Source organism: Ruegeria arenilitoris (assembly GCF_013031355.1).
In the GTDB taxonomy this organism is placed as follows: domain Bacteria; phylum Pseudomonadota; class Alphaproteobacteria; order Rhodobacterales; family Rhodobacteraceae; genus Ruegeria; species Ruegeria arenilitoris_C.
The window spans coordinates 379,977-398,149 of record NZ_WPZO01000004.1 but is presented as its reverse complement, the minus strand read 5'-3'; the positions used below and the strand labels follow the sequence as shown (position 1 = coordinate 398,149).

Annotated in this window: 16 protein-coding genes; 4 read left to right on the top strand and 12 right to left on the bottom strand. The window is 62.8% G+C overall.

Annotated features, from left to right (window positions below):
• Positions 1 to 182: 182 nt before the first annotated feature.
• From GOX63_RS13010 to GOX63_RS12995, 4 genes are read right to left on the bottom strand one after another with little or no spacing between them, the layout of a single operon-like run.
• Positions 183 to 1,112 carry a metal ABC transporter permease gene (locus GOX63_RS13010; RefSeq protein ID WP_170326407.1) on the bottom strand — a complete coding sequence of 310 codons (930 nt, stop codon included), beginning with the start codon at positions 1,110 to 1,112 and terminating at the stop codon, positions 183 to 185.
• A complete protein-coding gene (locus tag GOX63_RS13005; protein ID WP_170326406.1) occupies positions 1,109 to 2,314 on the bottom strand; it encodes a metal ABC transporter permease in 1,206 nt (401 codons plus the stop codon). The genes GOX63_RS13010 and GOX63_RS13005 overlap by 4 nt, the downstream gene beginning before the upstream one ends.
• Positions 2,315 to 2,317: 3 nt before the next feature.
• Positions 2,318 to 3,121 (bottom strand): metal ABC transporter ATP-binding protein, encoded by an 804-nt coding sequence (locus GOX63_RS13000; protein ID WP_170326405.1) that lies wholly within the window; start codon positions 3,119 to 3,121, stop codon positions 2,318 to 2,320.
• A 3-nt stretch (positions 3,122 to 3,124) separates the two neighbouring features.
• Positions 3,125 to 4,078: a metal ABC transporter solute-binding protein, Zn/Mn family gene (locus GOX63_RS12995; protein ID WP_170545913.1), complete on the bottom strand. Its 954-nt coding sequence runs from the start codon at positions 4,076 to 4,078 to the stop codon at positions 3,125 to 3,127.
• Between the two features lie 198 nt (positions 4,079 to 4,276).
• Between GOX63_RS12995 and deoC the strand changes: the two genes are divergently transcribed.
• The 3 genes from deoC to GOX63_RS12980 are packed head-to-tail and all read left to right on the top strand — an operon-like array spanning position 4,277 to position 8,459.
• Positions 4,277 to 5,275: a deoxyribose-phosphate aldolase gene (deoC, locus tag GOX63_RS12990; protein ID WP_170326403.1), complete on the top strand. Its 999-nt coding sequence runs from the start codon at positions 4,277 to 4,279 to the stop codon at positions 5,273 to 5,275.
• A 10-nt stretch (positions 5,276 to 5,285) separates the two neighbouring features.
• Positions 5,286 to 7,619 carry an aldehyde dehydrogenase family protein gene (locus tag GOX63_RS12985; protein ID WP_170326402.1) on the top strand — a complete coding sequence of 778 codons (2,334 nt, stop codon included), beginning with the start codon at positions 5,286 to 5,288 and terminating at the stop codon, positions 7,617 to 7,619.
• Positions 7,620 to 7,643: 24 nt separating this feature from the next.
• Positions 7,644 to 8,459, top strand: a complete 816-nt coding sequence (locus GOX63_RS12980; RefSeq protein WP_170545910.1) for an SDR family oxidoreductase — start codon at positions 7,644 to 7,646, stop codon at positions 8,457 to 8,459.
• Between the two features lie 22 nt (positions 8,460 to 8,481).
• Here the strand turns inward: GOX63_RS12980 and GOX63_RS12975 are convergent, their stop codons facing one another.
• From GOX63_RS12975 to GOX63_RS12945, 7 genes are all read right to left on the bottom strand, one after another.
• On the bottom strand, positions 8,482 to 9,792 hold the full coding sequence (locus tag GOX63_RS12975) for a M16 family metallopeptidase (protein ID WP_170545907.1): 1,311 nt from the start codon (positions 9,790 to 9,792) through the stop codon (positions 8,482 to 8,484).
• On the bottom strand, positions 9,789 to 11,129 hold the full coding sequence (locus GOX63_RS12970; protein ID WP_170545905.1) for a M16 family metallopeptidase: 1,341 nt from the start codon (positions 11,127 to 11,129) through the stop codon (positions 9,789 to 9,791). Before GOX63_RS12970 ends, GOX63_RS12975 begins: the two co-directional genes overlap by 4 nt.
• Before the next feature lie 82 nt (positions 11,130 to 11,211).
• Positions 11,212 to 11,730, bottom strand: coding sequence for a DUF3035 domain-containing protein (locus tag GOX63_RS12965; protein WP_170326398.1), 519 nt, complete (start codon positions 11,728 to 11,730; stop codon positions 11,212 to 11,214).
• Positions 11,731 to 11,780: 50 nt separating this feature from the next.
• Complete coding sequence (lspA, locus tag GOX63_RS12960; RefSeq protein ID WP_170326397.1) at positions 11,781 to 12,251, bottom strand: signal peptidase II; 471 nt, start codon at positions 12,249 to 12,251, stop codon at positions 11,781 to 11,783.
• A complete protein-coding gene (purH, locus tag GOX63_RS12955; RefSeq protein WP_170326396.1) occupies positions 12,251 to 13,840 on the bottom strand; it encodes a bifunctional phosphoribosylaminoimidazolecarboxamide formyltransferase/IMP cyclohydrolase in 1,590 nt (529 codons plus the stop codon). The genes lspA and purH overlap by 1 nt, the downstream gene beginning before the upstream one ends.
• Positions 13,841 to 13,862: 22 nt before the next feature.
• On the bottom strand, positions 13,863 to 15,602 hold the full coding sequence (locus tag GOX63_RS12950; protein ID WP_170326395.1) for a heparinase II/III family protein: 1,740 nt from the start codon (positions 15,600 to 15,602) through the stop codon (positions 13,863 to 13,865).
• Positions 15,603 to 15,692: 90 nt separating this feature from the next.
• Positions 15,693 to 16,949, bottom strand: a complete 1,257-nt coding sequence (locus GOX63_RS12945; protein WP_170326394.1) for an RsmB/NOP family class I SAM-dependent RNA methyltransferase — start codon at positions 16,947 to 16,949, stop codon at positions 15,693 to 15,695.
• Between the two features lie 89 nt (positions 16,950 to 17,038).
• Here GOX63_RS12945 and GOX63_RS12940 point away from each other — a divergent pair, with 89 nt between their 5' ends.
• Positions 17,039 to 17,221: a DUF1674 domain-containing protein gene (locus GOX63_RS12940; protein WP_170326393.1), complete on the top strand. Its 183-nt coding sequence runs from the start codon at positions 17,039 to 17,041 to the stop codon at positions 17,219 to 17,221.
• A gap of 3 nt (positions 17,222 to 17,224) precedes the next feature.
• Here GOX63_RS12940 and GOX63_RS12935 read toward each other — a convergent pair whose 3' ends face one another.
• Positions 17,225 to 18,079: a LysR family transcriptional regulator gene (locus GOX63_RS12935; RefSeq protein ID WP_170545902.1), complete on the bottom strand. Its 855-nt coding sequence runs from the start codon at positions 18,077 to 18,079 to the stop codon at positions 17,225 to 17,227.
• Positions 18,080 to 18,173: the final 94 nt, after the last annotated feature.

Genomic DNA, 18,173 nt, shown 5'->3' with positions numbered 1-18,173 from the left:
GTAAACGGCGAACCGGGTCACGATTGTCCGAACGATCCGAAGTGAGTGGTGGTCATTCAGAAAAAATCTGGCGTGGGCTTAGCACGATTAACGCATTGAAAGTCATTAACTCTGTCCACACAGGATTTCTGAGCGAGTTTCAGCCGACCGGTCGCGGGCAGGGGTGGCGGGAACACGCCGTGTCAAGAGGCCTGGGGCGCCCCGGCACGGGTGCGGCATGGACCCCACAATGCTGCACAGGCCAGGATCAAACCGGACATGGTCGCGATCATGCCCGCTGCGCTGACAGCGTCCGCCCCGCCCAGCCACAACGGCCCATACCCCGCCAGCACATAGCCCGACACCGCCGAGACGGTGGCGAAGATAACGCCCCACGCGATCTGGGTTTCCAGCCGATTGGTCATCATCCGCGCGGCGGCAGGCGGGCAGATGAACATGGCAATTACGATGATCGACCCCACCGCGTCAAAGGCTGCTACGGCGGAAATTGCAGCGACGATCACCAGTGCCATGCCCAGTGCGCTGGTGCGAATGCCGATGGTGCGGGCAAAGCCTTCGTCAAAGGTCGAGATTTTCAGCGGACGCCAGAACAGCCAGATGAACAGGATCACCCCCGCCAGCGTCAGCGCGATACGCGGCAGTTCCGGCGGCAATCCGGCCAGGGCCGTTAAATCCAGCAGCGAAGACCACCCCACCGCATCCAGCCAGATCAGGCTTTCCAGATTTCCATAGAGCGCGTGCTCCACGTCCAGATGCACAGTCGAGGTGTCAGTTTGCTCCAGCAGCAGCACACCGCCCGCGAACATGGTGGTGAACACCACCCCCATCGCGGCGCCCGGTTCGATCTGGCCCAGCCGCCGGATCGCCTCGATCATCACCACGGCCACAACCGAGGCACCCGCCGCGCCCAGCATCATCGGCCAGGTCGAGATCGCTCCGGTCAGCAAAAACGCCACCACGATCCCCGGCAGCACCACGTGGCTGATCGCATCCCCGATCAGGGCCTGTTTGCGCAGCACCAGAAAATTGCCGGGCAGCGCGCAGGCAATCGCCGCAAATGTGCCAATCAGCAAGGGTGTCAGGGACAGGGGGACAAATTCTTCACCGCTCATGAGGGCACCCCCTGTGGGCCGCCAATCTGGCGGTCGATCTCGGCGATCTGGTCGCGGGTCAGCACCGTTTCGATATCGCGCAACCCGTCATAGAGCGCCGCCGTCGCCTCATGCGCCTGATCGGCGCGGACGACTTCCCAGCGTTTTTCGTCGCGCAGAGCTTTGGCGGCGCGGGCCTTGCCGGCCTCGGTGGCGACGCCGTCAGCGCGGGCCAACCCGGCGCGTTTCAGCAGGCGCAGGGTCAGCGGTTCATAGATTTTCTGATCCTGTGCCAGCGCCAGCAACCCCTGCCGGATATGTACCCGGCGTTGGAAACGCAGATGTTTCAGCACCGCCGCCAGAACGCCGCGGACCGGCGCCAGCAACAGAGACAGCGCGAAGAACCCAAAGCTGACCAGCACGATGATCGGACCTGTCGGCAGGTTGGGGGCCGAGGCCGACAGCGCCGCCCCCAGATACCCGGCCAGACCCCCCGCCAGACCGGCCAACATGACAACGCGATCCGACCGTTCGGTCCAGAACCGGGCTGTGACGGCAGGAATAATCAGCAGCGCCACGATCAGGATCAGCCCGACGATCTTCAGGCCAACCACGGTGACGGCCATCACCAACCCCATCATCGCCAGATCAATGCGATGCACCGGCAGCCCCCGCGCCGCAGCGTATTCCGGATCGAAGGCCACCATTGTCATCGGGCGCCGGATGATCATCACCAGCACCAGCGTCGCAGCACCTCCAATCGCGATAATCAGCGCATCGGCCCAGAGCATCCCAGCCGTCGAGCCCAGCAGGAACCCCTCCAACCCGGCCTGCCGCCCGACGCCCATAGTCTGAATGACGGTCAGCAGCACCACACCAAAACCGAAAAACACCGAAAGCACCGCCCCGATGGCCGCGTCTTCGGCCAAACGCGTGCGGCGAGTCAGCCAGTTCATGCAAAGCAAACCGATCCAGGCTGAGATCGCTGACCCGGCCAGCAGGCCGATCAGATTGCGCCCATCGCCACCAAAGGCAACCAGCACCATAAAGGCCAGACATACCCCCGGCAGGGTCGCGTGGCTGATCGCGTCGCTGACCAGCGCGCGCTTGCGCAGAAACAGAAAGGTGCCGGTCACACCGGCCGAAATGCCCAGCAAGGTCGCACCAATGGCAACCAGCGTGGCGTTATAGCCAAGCTGCAGGGTCAGAGCATCCCAAAGCATGATTTACCCCAGTGCGCGCGAGATCTGGTCGATCTGGGCGGTGGCCAGACGGCCTCCGTAAGCCGATTGCAAGGTTTCGGCGGTGAAGGCTTCAGCCACCGGGCCCTCGGCCACTTTGCGGGTGTTGATCAGGAAAACGTGGTCGAAGTAATCGGTGACGGTGGCCAGATCGTGGTGCACGACGATAACGGTTTTGCCCGCCTGTTTCAGCGATTTCAGCACCGCGATGATGGCCTTTTCCGTGGCCGCATCGACCCCGGCAAAGGGTTCGTCCAGCAGATAGAGATCAGCCTCTTGCGCCAATGCGCGGGCCAGAAACACCCGTTGCTGCTGACCGCCCGAAAGCTGGCCGATCTGACGGTCCGCAAAATCGTGCATTCCAACGCGGTTTAGGCAGTCCATCGCCCGGGCCATGTGGCGGGCGCGAATGCGGCCCAGCAGGCCCAATTCCCGGGACAGGCCCATCAGCACCACGTCGATCACACGGGTCGGGAAATCCCAATCCACACTGGCGCGCTGCGGCACATAAGCGATGCGGGCACGTTGCTGCTCCAGCGGCTTGCCGTAGACGGTCACCTGCCCGGATAGTGGCGATACGATCCCCAAAGCAGCCTTGAGCAGGGTCGATTTCCCTGCCCCGTTCGGCCCGATGATCGCTGTCATCGCACCGGGCTGGACGGTCATGTCCACCGAGAACACCGCAGGTTTCTGGCCGTAAGAAACTGTCAGGCCGCGAATGGCCAGAGGGCTGTCGTCCAGGCTGTTTTCAGCAACTGTAACACCCTGATTTGCGGCCAGTTCCAGCATCACTCAAAACCCCGCCGACAGTTTGCCGTTCATGCCGCGATCGGGCACATCCGCGCCCAGCGCGCCTGCGATGACGGTGATGTTGTGGTCCAGCATGCCGATATACGTGCCCTCATAGGTGCCCGGTTCGCCCATAGCGTCGGAATACAGCTCACCGCCGACACCCACATCATGACCTTTGGCCGCAGCACCTTCGATCAGCGCACGCATCGACCGATCAGAAACCGAGCTTTCCACGAATACCGCTTTCAGCTGTTTGTCGACCAGCGTATCCACCAGCTCTCCGATCCGGTTCAGGCCAGCCTCGGACTGGGTCGAGATCCCTTGAATGCCCATGACCTCATAGCCGTATGCCGCGCCAAAATAACCAAACGCGTCATGCGCGGTGACCAGCACGCGGTTGTTTTCAGGAACGGAAGCAAGCGCTTGGCCCGCATAGGCCTCCAACTGTTCGATCTCGGCCAGATGCGCCTGCGCGTTGGCAGCAAATATGTCGGCGGCGTCGGGGCGCGCTTCGGTCAGCGCGTCCTGCACTTCGACCACGACATCGCGCCACAGGGCCGGGCTCATCCACACATGCGGGTCGTATTTGTCGGCATAATCGTCATGGGCGTGCAGTTTCGACGTGTCGATCCCTTCGGCCACGGCCACCACCGCCCGCTTGCGGCCCAGATCGTGGAAAAAGCCTTCCATCTGCGCTTCAAGATACAGACCATGCCACAGGATCAGGTCCGCGCGGGTCATGGCAACGATATCGCTGCGGGTCTGGCGATAAGCATGCGGATCGACGCCGGGACCCATCAGGCCCTTCACCTCGACCTGATCTCCACCCACCTGACGCGCGGCATCAGCGATCATGCCGGTAGTGGCAACCACCTTCAGCGGCGCCTCGGCCCAGGCCGTCAATGGCAATGCAGCGGCAATTGCCAGTGCTGCAAGAAAGCTGCGACGAATCATTTCAGACCCCGATTTGGTAAACTGTTAAGAATGAATATGCGAACCATTCGCAACTAAGTCAACGCTCTTGCGAATTATTCGCAAGAAAATGCCAATTTTGTCCATTTGGTCAAAAAATATACTGCACCAGCCTCTCAATGCCTTCCATTTACGCGCAACCCGTGCGAATTTGGCGCAAACCTCCCAAAGGATGTGATTATGGAAACGCAGAGCTCAGACAGCCCCGTGCGCACCGCGCATCTGCCGCAAGTGACCGAGCCCAGAAACCCCGGTATGGACCTTGATCTGGACTGGGTGCGCGCCGTGCAGGTCAACACCTCGGCTATCGAACGACGCGCGGCGACCCTGCCCGGTCGGCGGTCGGTGAAGAAAGACTATCAGGCCGCGTGGCTGCTGAAGGCGGTCACCATGATCGACCTGACCACGCTGGCAGGCGACGACACCGTAGGCCGCGTGCGCCGCCTGTGCGCCAAAGCGCGCCAACCGGTCACGCCCGCGTTGCTGCAGGCAATGGACATGCCGCCAATCACCACCGGGGCGGTCTGTGTCTATCACGACATGATCAAAACCGCGGTTGAGGCGCTGAAGGGCACCGGTATTCCCGTGGCCGCCGTGTCCACCGGCTTCCCGGCGGGCTTGTCTCCATTCCACCTGCGTGTGGCCGAGATCGAGGAAAGCGTGAAGGCCGGGGCAGAGGAGATCGACATCGTGATCTCGCGCCGCCACGTGCTGTCGGGCGACTGGCAGGCCCTGTATGACGAAATGAAAGCCTTCCGCGTGGCCTGCGGCGATGCCCATGTCAAAGCCATTCTCGCGACCGGAGAGCTGGGCAGCCTGCGCAACGTCGCCCGCGCCTCGCTGGTCTGCATGATGGCGGGGGCGGATTTCATCAAGACCTCGACCGGCAAGGAAAGCGTCAATGCCACCCTGCCCGTTTCGCTGGTGATGATCCGCGCGATCCGCGACTACTATGACCGCACCGGGTACCGCGTGGGTTACAAACCGGCGGGTGGCATCTCCAAAGCCAAGGACGCGCTGGTTTACCTGTCGCTGATCAAGGATGAGCTGGGCGACCGCTGGCTGGAGCCGGACCTGTTCCGCTTTGGCGCGTCGTCGCTGCTGGGCGATATCGAGCGGCAGTTGGAACACTATGTGACGGGCGCGTATTCCGCTGGTTACCGTCACTCCATGGGCTGAGGGCAGAACAATGACAGTCAAAGAGATTTTCGAAACCATGGATTACGGCCCCGCCCCCGAAAGCGCGGCTGAGGCGCTGGCCTGGCTGGTCGATCAGGGTGATAAGTTCGGTCACTATATCGATGGCGCCTTCACCAAACCGGGCAAAGGGTTCGACAGCCGCAACCCGGCGACCGGAGAGGTTCTGGCCAAGCTGACGCAGGCAAAACAGGCCGACGTGGACGCCGCTGTCGACGCCGCCCGCAAGGCGCAGCCTAAGTGGGAGAAGCTGGGCGGCGCAGGCCGCGCGCGGTACCTCTATGCTATCGCGCGCCTGCTGCAGAAGCACGCGCGGCTGTTTGCGGTACTGGAAAGCCTAGACAACGGCAAACCGATCCGGGAATCGCGCGACATCGACATCCCACTGGCGCAGCGGCACTTCTATTACCACGCCGGAATGGCGCAGTTGATGGAGAGCGAGTTGCCGGATGCTGAGGCGTTGGGTGTGTGCGGACAGATCATCCCATGGAACTTCCCGCTGCTGATGCTGGCGTGGAAGATCGCGCCGGCCATTGCGATGGGCAACACGGTGGTTCTGAAACCGGCCGAGTATACCTCGCTGACCGCGCTGCTGTTTGCCGACATCTGCTCGCAGGCTGGGCTGCCGAAAGGTGTGGTCAACATCGTCACTGGCGATGGCGCGGTGGGCGAGATGATCGTGAACGCGGACGTGGACAAGGTCGCCTTTACCGGGTCGACCGTGGTTGGCCGCCGTATCCGCGAGGCGACCGCAGGTTCGGGTAAGGAACTGACGTTGGAGCTGGGTGGAAAATCCGCCTACATCGTTTTCGACGACGCCGATATCGACAGCGCCATCGAAGGCCTGGTCGATGCGATCTGGTTCAATCAGGGTCAGGTCTGCTGCGCGGGCTCGCGCCTGTTGGTTCAGGAAGGCATCGCCGACCGGTTCCACGACAAGCTGCGCGCGCGGATGGACAAGCTGCGCGTTGGTGATCCGCTGGACAAATGCATCGACGTGGGCGCGGTTGTGGACCCGGTTCAGTTGCAAACCATCAAGGGTATGGTCGAAAGCAACACCGCAGGTCATGTCCATCAGGCGGCCTGTGAGTTGCCTCCGAATGGATGCTATTACCCGCCGACCCTGATCTCGGGCCTCGAAACCTCGGACCCGCTGATGCAGGAAGAGATCTTTGGCCCGGTACTGGTCTCTTCGACTTTCCGCACCCCGGAAGAGGCGGTTGAGCTGGCCAACAACACCCGTTACGGGCTGGCCGCGACTGTGTGGACCGAGAACGTAAACCTCGCGCTGGACATCGCGCCCAAGCTGGTTGCGGGCGTGGTCTGGGTGAATGCCACCAACCTGTTCGACGCCGCCGCTGGTTTCGGCGGTGTGCGCGAAAGCGGTTTTGGCCGTGAAGGCGGCTGGGAAGGTCTGAGCGCCTACACCAAGCCCAAAGGTAAGGCCAAGCCACTGGCAAAGGTCGAGGCGGCCTTGGGCGAAGGGGCTCCGGTCGATACCATCGACCGCACCGCCAAGATGTATGTGGGCGGCAAACAGGCGCGGCCCGACAGCGGCTATTCCAAGCCTGTCTGGGGCAAATCCGGCCTGCTGGGCCACGTGGGTCTGGCGAACCGCAAGGACGTGCGCAACGCGGTTGAGGCCGCGGCGGGCGCCAAAGGCTGGTCCAAGACCACCGGCCATCTGCGCGCGCAGATCTTGTACTACATCGGTGAAAACCTATCGGCCCGTGCCGAGGAATTCGCCGCACGCATCGACGCCATGACCGGCAAGAAGGACGGTGCGAAAGAGGTCGAGGCCTCGATCCAGCGCCTGTTCACCGCTGCCGCTTGGGCCGACAAATATGACGGTCAGGTACACGGCGTTCCGATCCGGGGCGTTGCCATTGCCATGAAGGAACCGGTTGGCGTGATCGGTGCGCTCTGCGCGGATGAGGCGCCTCTGCTGGGTCTGGTCTCGGCCATGGCTCCGGCGATTGCGATGGGCAACCGGGTGGTGCTGGCAGCAAGCGAGCCCTACCCGCTGGCGGCCACGGATTTCTACCAGATCCTGGAAACGTCGGACGTGCCCGCAGGTGTGGTCAACATCCTGACCGGCAGCCATGCGGAACTGGCGAAACCGCTGGCCTCGCATCTGAACGTGGATGCGGTCTGGTCGTTCTCGTCCACCGATCTGTCGAAAGAGATCGAGGTCGTCTCGGCCGGGAACCTGAAACGGACCTGGGTCAATAACGCGACGGCATTCGATTGGGGCATGGACCATTCCCGCCGCTTCCTTCAGGCTTCGACCGAGATCAAGAACATCTGGGTGCCCTACGGCGAGTAGGGCTCCCCTCGAAGGGAGGCCTACATGGATTTTGCAAACAAAACCGTCATCGTCATTGGCGGCACCAGCGGTATCAACCGGGGCATTGCCGAGGCCTTTGCGGCCTCGGGTGCCAAATTGGCCGTCGCCAGCCGGTCGCAGGAAAAGGTGGATGACACCGTCGCCGCGCTGAAGGCTGCGGGCGCGGCTGACGCCATTGGTGCTGCCTTTGATGTGCGCGACCCCGAGGCAGTGGCAGCGGGCCTGAAACAGTTCCACGACGCGTTCGGCGTTTTTGATGTGTTGGTTTCAGGCGCGGCGGGCAACTTCCCCGCACTTGCGGCCGAGATGTCGGTCAACGCGTTCAAGACCGTGATCGATATCGACCTGATGGGCACGATCCATGTGATGAAAGGGGCCTATCCTTACCTCAAACGCCCCGGTGCCAGCATCATCAATATCTCGGCCCCGCAATCCTATCTGCCCTACGAAGGCCAAGCCCATGTCTGCGCCGCCAAGGCGGGCGTTGACCAGATCACCCGCACCCTGTCGATGGAATGGGGGGTCGAGGGCATCCGCGTGAACTCGGTCGTGCCGGGCTTCATCGAAGGGACCGAAGGCGCGAAACGTCTGGCACCCACCGAAAACGCCCATGAAGAATTGCGTCGCGATGTGCCTCTGGGCCGTTGGGGTCAGCCGCAGGATGTGGCCAATGCCTGCCTGTTCCTCAGTTCCGATCTGGCCAGCTATATCAGCGGCACGGTGATGGCTGTGGATGGCGCGCTGTATCAGCGCGGCTCGGGCAAATTTGGTCAGATGATGGGCCAGATGCTGCGCAGCGCAGCGGGAAAAAAGGGCTGAGGCGCGCTCAGCCCCCTTTTCATCAATTCGTGGTTTCCAGACCTTCGGGTTTACCGACAACGGTGAAATGCAGCCCTTCGGGGTCAAGCAGTTCACTGGCCACGCGATTCACGTCTTCCAGCGTCACCGCGTTCACCTTGTCGTTGCGGGTGGTGATATAGTCGATGGGCAGATCATCCATCTGCATCCCGACCATGATCCCGGCGATCTGCCCGTTGCCATCAAAGCGCAGCGGGTAGGCCCCGGTCAGATAGGTCTTGGCATCATCCAGCTCTTTCTGCGTCACGCCTTCGGACGCGGCACGGGCCCATTCATTGCGGATCACCTCGACCGTTTCGGCAATGCGATCATTCCCCGATGACACCGAACCCAGATAGACCGAAGCCAGATCCTTGGGCACCAGATAGGTCGCCACACCATAGGTCAGCCCGCGCTTTTCGCGCACCTCCTGCATCAGGCGGCTTTCGAACCCGCCACCGCCCAGAATGTGATTCATCACAAAGGCGGCAAAAAAATCGGGATCATGCCGGTCGATGCCCGCGTGGCCGAACAGAGTCACCGATTGGGGCGTGTCGAATTCAACCACGCTGACCCCGCCGGGGATGGTCACGTCGGCGCGGTCCGGAATGGGCTTGCCGGTCTCAGGCAGATCGGCCAGCAACTTGTCCAACAGCGCGCCCAGTTCCTCGGGTGTGATATCGCCCACGGCGCCGACATAGAGCCGATCTTTGGCAAAGACATTGTCATAAGCGGTCACGACATCGTCGCGGGTCAGCGCAGAGACGCTTTCGATCGTGCCCTTGCCCTCGGTGCCATAGGGATGGTCGCCATAGGCCATCTGCGCGAAATTGCGGCTGGCTATGTCGTTGGGATCGGTCTGATCGGACCTCAGCCCGGACAGAATCTGCGCCTTCACCCGTTCCACCGCGTCCTCGTCAAAGCGCGGCTCGTGAATGGTGGTGCGCAGCAGGTCGATCACCTCATCGCGGTTCTCGGTCAGGAACTGGGTCGAAATCGAAACCGAGTCGTCAGACGCGTTGTAGCTGAACGAGGCCGCCAGCGATTCCAGCTCGCGCGCATAGGTGCGGGCATCCATGTCGCCGGCACCTTCCTCGATCAGGCCGCTCATCAGATAGGTGGCCCCACGCTTGCCGGGCTCGTCCAGTGAAGTGCCGCCGCGAAAGCGCAGTTCCAGCGCGGTGAAAGGGATCGAGTGATCCTCGACCAGCCAGGCGGTGATGCCGCCGGGCGAGGTCACCTCTTCGATCTCGATCTCGGCCCATGCGGGCAGCGCGATGACGAAAGCGATCAGAGTTGCGAATATGCGTTTCATTGCGTCACCTCATCGTCGCGCATCAGCCAGCCGGTGACCGACGCCTCGGGTTGCAGCACCTCGCGGGCGGCGGCGATGATCTCATCCCCCGTCACGGCCTGCAGGATATCGGGCCAGGCCTGCACATCCTCGACCGTCAGACCGCTGGTCAGGGCACGGCCATAGCGGTTGCCGATACCGTCCACGTTGTCACGGGCATAGGTCTGGGCCGCGCGCAACTGCATCTTGATCCGGTCAAGGTCTTCTTCGTTCACACCCTCAGTGATGAAATCGGCCACCGCCTGATCCATCGCGTCCTCGGCCTCTTGCAGCGAAACGCCCTGCGCCGGAACAACCAGCAGATCAAAGGTCGTGTCGTCCAGAGAGACACCGCGGTAGAAGGCCCCGGCATAGACGACCATTTGCTGCTCGAACTGCAGCTTTTCGTTCAGATAGGACGTGGTGCTGCCACCCAGCAACTCGGCCAGCAAGAACAGCGCCGCGGCTTTCTCCTGCTCACCCGGATCGCGTTCAGGTGCCAGATAACTGCGCTGCACATAGGGCTGCGACACACGCGCATCCTTGAAGGTCAGGCGGCGTTCGGCGGTTTGCGGCGGCTCTTGCGAGCGCACCCGTTCGGGCAGCTCCGGATTGGCGGGGATGACACCGTAATACTGTTCGGCCAATTCCTTGACCGCATCCGGCTCCACATCGCCGGTTACCACCAGAATGGCATTATTGGGCGCGTAATGGGTCTGGTAGAAGGACAGCGCGTCCTCCATGTCCAGCGTCTCCATCTCGTGCCGCCAGCCGATGATCGGCACGCCATAGCGATGGTTGAGGTATTGCGACGCGCTCATCTGCTCGCCAAACAGGGCGCGGGGGCTATTGTCTGTGCGCTGGTTGCGTTCCTCAAGGATCACGTCGCGTTCGGTGACAATGTCCTCTTCGCTCAGGCGGATGTTGCGCATCCGGTCCGCCTCCATCCGCATCATCAGCTCGAGCCGGTCGGCGGCGACGCGTTGGTAATAGGCGGTGTAGTCATAGGACGTAAACGCATTGTCATTGCCGCCATTGGCCGCAACCGTGGCTGAAAACTCACCCGGAGCCAGCGTATCGGTGCCCTTGAACAGCAAGTGTTCCAGGAAATGCGCCACACCGGACGAGCCGACCGGCTCATCCGCAGACCCGGCCCGATACCAGACCATATGCTGCACGACCGGCGCGCGGTGATCTTCGACCACGACGACATCCATGCCGTTATCCAGCGTGAAGGTTGTGACCGCCTCGTGCCCCTCTTTGGCAATTAAGGGGGTGGCGGCAACAAGGGCGGCAGATAATGCCAGAGCCCGAACCATGGGGCGTCCTCCGTTTCGTTCAATGGTGTTCAAACTACGGTGGTGCAGCGCAGGTTCAAGGCCGATGACGGAAAGTTAAGATTTATTCATCCGCCGGAGGCGCCGATGGCGTCTCGATCCCTGCGCGCCGCGCCGCTTCGTTCTGCGCATCGGCATCAAGCGCCTGACGGTCGTATACCTGCGAATAGCGGTCCACCTTGAACAGGCGCAGACGGGTCAGGCGGCCCTGCTTTCTGCGGAATTCGGCATCCTCGGCGTCAACCACCTGCCGCGTGTTGGACGGCACGCCATAGCGGCTGGAGGCTGTTACCAGCGCCGCATCGGTGGACGGGATGGCAGTATTCGGATTCAACGCCGCCTCACTGCCGCCCAGTGCCACAATTGCATCCGCCTTCGGGTTCGGGTCGGTCAGGTTTGTCCCACCCGGCGTAGGGGCAGGCAGGAATTTGTAATCCTTGGGCTGGGTCAGCGGTTCCACCGGCATGACCGAGAATTCATCCGGCCCCTGACCCGGTGCCTCAAGGTGGCGCAGACCGATATCGGAACATCCCGCAACCGCAAAGGCCAATGTCACAGCAAGTATGGAACGCGGCAACCGCATCAGAGTCTCCAGCCAGTTTCAGGCGCTTGTATCGCATATCGCCCGGCGCGTCACGAGGGCTTTTTGCCCTCGAACAGTACAAGCCCGATGGCGCCTGCAAAAATGAACACGTCGGCCAGATTGAACACAAACGGGTTGTTGATGCCGCAGCAGGACATGTTCAGGAAATCCAGAACATAGCCATAGATCACCCGGTCCAGCACATTTGCCAGCGCCCCGCCGATCAGCAACCCGCCGCAGAACAACATCAGCTTGGACGGGGTAGTGCGCATCAGCCAGATCAGCACGCCGATCGAGATGGCAAGGGAAATACCGATCAGCACCCAGCGGGCAGCGTCGGTATCACCCTGGAACAGACCGAAATTGATGCCCCGATTCTCGCCGTATTTGAACACCAGCAAGGGGGGGAGGATGTCGATATTGCCCTCGGCCACGCGCATCACGTGAACGACCAGATACTTGCTGATCTGGTCGATCGCAAACGCAGCCAGCGCGGCCCAGAGCAAAAGGCGATAGCGCATCAGTGACGGAAATGGCGCATGCCGGTGAAGACCATGGCCAGACCGGCCGCATCCGCTGCCGCGATCACCTCATCATCACGCATCGAGCCACCGGGTTGAATAACGCAGGTGGCACCGGCCTCGGCGGCCTCCATCAGACCGTCGGGGAAGGGGAAGAACGCGTCCGATGCCACGGCCGAACCGATAGTCAGCGGTTGGGCCAAGCCCAGCGTATCAGCCATGCGTTCGGCTTTCTTGGCTGCGATCAGGGCCGAGTCGACGCGGCTCATCTGGCCCGCACCCACGCCCACGGTCGCACCGTCCTTGACGTAGACGATGGCGTTGGACTTGACGTGCTTCGCCACTTTCCACGCAAACAGCAGGTCGAGCATCTGCTCCTCGGTTGGGGCCTTCTTGGTGACCACTTTCAGGTCATCCATGCCGACAAAGCCATTGTCCTTGTCCTGTACCAGCAGGCCACCGGCCACCTGACGCACGGTTTTGCCGCCTGCAGTCACATCCGGCAGACCTTCGGTGGTCAGCAGGCGCAGGTTTTTCTTGGCGGCAAAGATCGCCTTGGCCTCGTCCGATGCGCCGGGGGCGATCACGACCTCGGTGAAGATACCGGTGATTTCCTGCGCGGTTTCAGCGTCCAGCGGCTGGTTCAGCGCCACGATGCCACCAAAGGCCGAGGTACGGTCGCAGTCGAAGGCGGCTTTGTAGGCCTCCAACAGAGTCGCGCCTTTGGCCACACCGCAGGGGTTGGCGTGTTTGATGATGGCACAGGCCGCGCCTTGTGCCGGGTCGAACTCGGCCACCAGCTCAAACGCCGCATCGGTGTCGTTGATGTTGTTGTAGCTCAGCTCCTTGCCCTGATGCTGCACGGCGGTCGCCACGCCGGGGCGGTTGGTGCCATCGGTGTAAAAGGCCGCCGACTGGTGGCTGTTCTCGCCATAGCGCAGGGTCTGCTTCAGCTCGCCGGCAAAGGCGCGGCGTTTCGGGGCCTCAAGCTCCAGCGCGTCGGCCAGCCAGTTGGACACGGCGGTGTCATAGGCGGCGGTGCGGGCATAGGCCTTTTGCGCCAGCTTGCGGCGGAATTTCGGGCAGGTTGCGCCGTTGTGCTGGTCCATGTCGCCCAGCAGTTTTTCATAATCTTCAACGTCCACAACCACGTTGACGAACGCATGGTTCTTGGCCGCTGCACGGATCATCGCCGGACCGCCGATGTCGATATTCTCGACGCATTCATCGTAGTCGGCGCCTTTGGCCACCGTCGCCTCGAACGGGTAGAGGTTCACCACCAGCAGATCGATCGCGCCGATGCCATGCTCGGTCATCGCGGCAACGTGGGTGTCGTTGTCGCGCAGCGCCAGCAGACCGCCATGCACCATCGGATGCAGGGTCTTCACGCGGCCATCCATCATCTCGGGGAAGCCGGTCACTTCGCTGACATCCTTAACCGCAAGCCCGGCATCACGCAGCGCCTTTGCGGTGCCGCCGGTCGACAGCAGCTCGACCCCGCGCTCGGACAGCGCCTGTCCCAGTTCGATCAATCCGGTCTTGTCGGATACGGAAAGCAACGCGCGGCGCACGGGGTGAAGGTCGGTCATGGGTCCAAAGGTCCTTTTGGCGTCAGTCAAACTCGGGCTCGTCCCGGTGCAGGTCGCGCACGGCATAGGCTGTATCCTGTGCCTTGCTCAACGTCCACTGGATGCGGGTCGCATACTCCATTGCGCGCCCGGATAGAACGATCTGTTTTGTCGCGCGGGGCTTTAATCGGCCTTTTTCAAGATAAACGCTTGGTTCGACGGTCAATTTTGCAACGCCGTCGTGACGGAAAACCCAGATCTCACCGCTTTTGAGCGCCATCGACACCGCCGCGCCGCCCAAATCGATAGCCGCATCCACATCCGGATGCAGGTGAAACCGGACGTCATAGCGAATACCCTTGAGGCCCGAGGCGTCCATCGCCTTGTCGAACTGCCGCTTGGCCTTGTCGGTGGCAGTCAGCAGAATATCCTCGCCCGTAAGCTCGCGCCCGTCAAAGCGCAGCTCGAACGTGCGGGCATGGGTCAGGCCGAAGGTCTTGGTGTAACCGTCATGCCCGACCATAAAGCGCAAACCCTCGAACGCGTCTTCGAAGTCGACCGGCACTTCCTGCGGTGCATCGACCAGCGCCTCGTTTTCGCCGCCATTCCCCGCCGGGGCCAACCGGGCGCTGGAATAGCCATCCAGGCACAGGGTTGAATGCGACGGCGTCGCGCGGCCTGCCCGCCGCCATTCCGATCCGAAGCTTTCGCCCGAGCCGCAATTCACGATCAAGGGCCGCCGACCCGAGGTCAGCTCGAACGCGAGGGTCGAGGCATGGGCATTCAGGGACGCGGCCCCTTTGGGTGGCACGCCTGCATCCACGATCACGCTGGTCCGCGCGGCATAGAGCCGGGAAAACCCCATCGCCAGCCCATTCGCGTGCTGCGGTCGAACACCGCTTTGGGCCAGCGCCTGATCCAGCCGCCCTTCGACCCCGCGCCCGCCACCGTGAAACCGGGCCAGCGCACCGTCGGAATGGCGCAGGCTGCGCAGCGTAGGCGCCATCCGCTTGATCGCATCGGCCTGCGCGGCCGGTGTCCCGCGCCCCAGATCGCCCAGCGCGGCCGAGGTCCAGGACAGCAGGGTAAACACGTCCAGCAGCTCTTCGGGGTTGCGGGTGGAAATACCGCCCTGCGCGTCGATCTGTTTTTCACATTCCTTGGCCAGCGCACGCAGCGCCGGATCGGCCATCTGCTCCAACCCTTTCAGGGCAAGCCCCGCCTGTACCAGCCCGGCCAATGCCTCGAACCGGGGAAGCCCCGGTGTGGCAGCGTGCCAGCGCTTGGACAGGAACCATGTCTGCTGCGCCAACGCGTGGAAGAAGGCTTTGGTCTGCGCCTCATCCATCCCGCGCAGCAGAAACGTCGCGTGGTTGATCCAGCGCATCGCCCGCCGGCCGGTCAGATCGGGCGCCCATCCGGGCCCCTGCCCGCGACCGTGCGCCTCAATCCAGCCCCAGACCCAGCGCTGCGCCTTTTCGCGGGCACGCGTGTCGCCGACCGCAGCCAGATCGTCCAGCCAGGCAAACCCGTGTCGTTCATTGTCAAACCCGGTGCTTGGCGCGGTGACATCCCAAAGGTTGGTATCCTGCGCCTCGACCAGATATCCGGCAAACAGCAGATTGCCCGCCACCAGCTGCCGCCCGCGCGCGAAGGACCCTACAGTTCGGGGCTCGGGCTCGGACACAAACCCGCCGACCGCCTTGCGCCGCTGGCTGAGCCGCGCATAGAGACGGTTCTGGAACCGCGCCCATCGGTTGGTCATGGTATCTGAGTTTGACATGACGCTCGTTACTCTGCCTCTTGCGCTCTGCTGGCGCTTGAGACCCAACGATAGACCGCACGGATCGTCAAGTCACCGAAAAGCGTCGTGTCAGGCGGATTTGTTCAGGCAGGCCATGTAGAACCCGTCCATTCCGCCGCGATCCGCCCAATAGTCGGGCCGCAGACGCAGGCCGCCCTCCTCGGTGATCCAGCTCGGGTCGACCCCGGCGATAGTAAGCGCATCGCGATCCACTGCCATGTCGGGATACTGGTCCAACGCCTCTTCGATCTGAACCTCGCCCTCATCGGGCAGCAGGGAACAGGTGCAATAGACCAGCCGCCCGCCGGGTTTCAGCAGCGTCCAGGCATGGGCCAGCATTTGCGCCTGCAGCTCGATCAGCCCGCCGAATTCCGATCCATCTTTGGCAAAGGGCAAGTCCGGGTGGCGGCGGATGGTTCCGGTGGCGGAACAGGGCGCATCCAGCAGGATGGCGTCGTACTGGCCCTGATGCTCCAACGCGTCGCCCGCAATGACGTTGGCTTTCAGACCTGTGCGTTTGAGGTTCTCGCGAACCCGCTCCAGCCGCGTGTCCGAAATATCCAGCGCAGTGACTTTGGCCCCGGCTGCGGCCAGTTGCAGAGTCTTCCCCCCCGGCGCGGCGCAAAGGTCCAGCACGGTTTCCCCCGCCTTCGGCGCCAATACTTGCACCGGCAACGCCGCCGCCGCGTCCTGCACCCACCAATCACCTGCGTTGAACCCCGGCAAGGTCGAGACCTGCCCCGCATCCTGCACCCGCAGCGACCCGGTCGGCAGGGCGTCTCCTGGCCCACTCGCGCCCGGTTTTACGGTAATATCCAGCGGTGCACCGGCGAAATGGGCCTGCTCCATGCCCGCGATGGCCTCAGCACCCCACGCCATGATCAGCGGATCGCGCAGCCATTCCGGCAAACGCGGCACCCGCATCTTGGGCCACGCCTCGGGCCCTTCCGCGGCCACTTTGCGCAGCACCGCGTTCACTAGGCCCTTGAGACGGCCATGCTTACGCGACCGACCGACGATTTCGACCATGGAATTGACCACACCATGCGCAGCCTCTCCGTGGCACAGCTCGACCGCGCCGAGGCGCAGGGCGTTGTGCACGGTCAGCGCGGGCGTCCGGTTCAGGTGGTTGTCCAGCAGACGGTCGGCGCGTTCGAGGCCGCGCAGGGTTTCCAGCGTCAGCCGCTGCGCCCGCGCACGGTCCTCGGGATCCAGCCTATCCAGCGCACCTGCGGCCAGACATTCGGACAGCAACCGGCCTTCCCCCAGAATCTGATCCAGCAGATAGATCGCGCTGCGTCGCGCCGCTGTTGCGTTGTCGGACATGGAACCGCCTTTGATGTGACCCTCGCCCGCATTGCCAACTGCGGACGGGGGCGTATATCAAGACCCTGCACGGAAAGGAACCCGATGTCATGAGCGACGACCGCAAAGACCTGCCCCCTGCCGCCCAACGCGCGCTGGCCGAGGCCGAAGAGCGCCGCAAAAAGGCCGAGGCTGAGGCAAAAGAGATGCCCAAGGAGTTGGGCGGGCGCGATGGTCCCGACCCGGCCCGTTATGGCGATTGGGAGAAGAAGGGCATCGCGATCGACTTCTGATCGTCACCCCCGCAGCGCCTGCAGAAAATCATCAATCAACGCGCGCTGTTTCTTTGACCGCACCCGATCCTCGGGCCAGGTCAGCCAATAGCCTTCGCGCGTTTCCAGCTTCGGCAGGTCCAGCCTGCACAATTGCCCGCAGCGCAATTGCCCTGACGCCAACGGCACCGAGCCCAGAACCACCCCCATCCCCTGCCGGGCCGCCGCAATCGCGTGGCCCATTGAATCAAAGCTGACCCGAGCGGGCGGCAGGTCATCCATCCCCGCAGCCGCAGCCCAGTCGCGCCATCCCGGACGTTCGCCACGCTGATCAACCAGAGGCGCACCCCACCCAACGCCGGGCGCAGCCATCGGCACCAGAACCTCTTGCGCGATCAAGGCGGCCTCTCGCCCCGGCCAGGTGCCACGGCCGTAACGAATTTGCAGCCATGTCTTTTCCTCATCCAGCGAAGACCGGCGTGCCACGGAATCCGTCAGGACCTGCACCTTGGGACGCATCTCAAGAAACACGGGCAGGCAGGGCAGAACCAGCGCATAGATATGGGACGACAGGCCCGCGACACGCAGCTCACGCGGGGATTTGCCGAACAGATCCTCGGTGTTGCGCTCCAACGCCTGCAAACTGTCCTGAACCAGCGGCAGATAGCTTTCGCCCTCGACCGTCAGCGACACGCCCCGCGCCTCGCGCACGAACAGCGTGCGACCCAGCCACGTTTCAAGATTTGCAATTCGCTGGCTGACGGCTGCCTGCGTCAGGCCGAACTCCTTCGCGGCGGCGGAAAATCCACCCAACCGCCCGGCCGCTTCGAACACGCGCAACCAGTCCAGCGGCGGCAATCCGATCTTTTTCTTAGCCATTAGTTTTTCCAAGCCTCAGCAGCAATAAGGATTAATTGTCGTAATGCCACGGGACGCGTATTTCCTCAAGCAAAGCCGCGCTGAACAGGAGACC

Coding starts and splice junctions, on each gene's coding strand:
- GOX63_RS12940 (WP_170326393.1), top strand. CDS start 17,039: ATGAGCGACGACCGCAAAGACCTGCCCCCTGCCGCCCAACGCGCGCTG.
- GOX63_RS12995 (WP_170545913.1), bottom strand. CDS start 4,078: ATGATTCGTCGCAGCTTTCTTGCAGCACTGGCAATTGCCGCTGCATTG.
- GOX63_RS13000 (WP_170326405.1), bottom strand. CDS start 3,121: ATGCTGGAACTGGCCGCAAATCAGGGTGTTACAGTTGCTGAAAACAGC.
- GOX63_RS13005 (WP_170326406.1), bottom strand. CDS start 2,314: ATGCTTTGGGATGCTCTGACCCTGCAGCTTGGCTATAACGCCACGCTG.
- GOX63_RS12965 (WP_170326398.1), bottom strand. CDS start 11,730: ATGCGGTTGCCGCGTTCCATACTTGCTGTGACATTGGCCTTTGCGGTT.
- GOX63_RS12975 (WP_170545907.1), bottom strand. CDS start 9,792: ATGAAACGCATATTCGCAACTCTGATCGCTTTCGTCATCGCGCTGCCC.
- GOX63_RS12985 (WP_170326402.1), top strand. CDS start 5,286: ATGACAGTCAAAGAGATTTTCGAAACCATGGATTACGGCCCCGCCCCC.
- purH (WP_170326396.1), bottom strand. CDS start 13,840: ATGACCGACCTTCACCCCGTGCGCCGCGCGTTGCTTTCCGTATCCGAC.
- GOX63_RS12950 (WP_170326395.1), bottom strand. CDS start 15,602: ATGTCAAACTCAGATACCATGACCAACCGATGGGCGCGGTTCCAGAAC.
- GOX63_RS12970 (WP_170545905.1), bottom strand. CDS start 11,129: ATGGTTCGGGCTCTGGCATTATCTGCCGCCCTTGTTGCCGCCACCCCC.
- GOX63_RS13010 (WP_170326407.1), bottom strand. CDS start 1,112: ATGAGCGGTGAAGAATTTGTCCCCCTGTCCCTGACACCCTTGCTGATT.
- GOX63_RS12980 (WP_170545910.1), top strand. CDS start 7,644: ATGGATTTTGCAAACAAAACCGTCATCGTCATTGGCGGCACCAGCGGT.
- GOX63_RS12935 (WP_170545902.1), bottom strand. CDS start 18,079: ATGGCTAAGAAAAAGATCGGATTGCCGCCGCTGGACTGGTTGCGCGTG.
- GOX63_RS12945 (WP_170326394.1), bottom strand. CDS start 16,949: ATGTCCGACAACGCAACAGCGGCGCGACGCAGCGCGATCTATCTGCTG.
- deoC (WP_170326403.1), top strand. CDS start 4,277: ATGGAAACGCAGAGCTCAGACAGCCCCGTGCGCACCGCGCATCTGCCG.
- lspA (WP_170326397.1), bottom strand. CDS start 12,251: ATGCGCTATCGCCTTTTGCTCTGGGCCGCGCTGGCTGCGTTTGCGATC.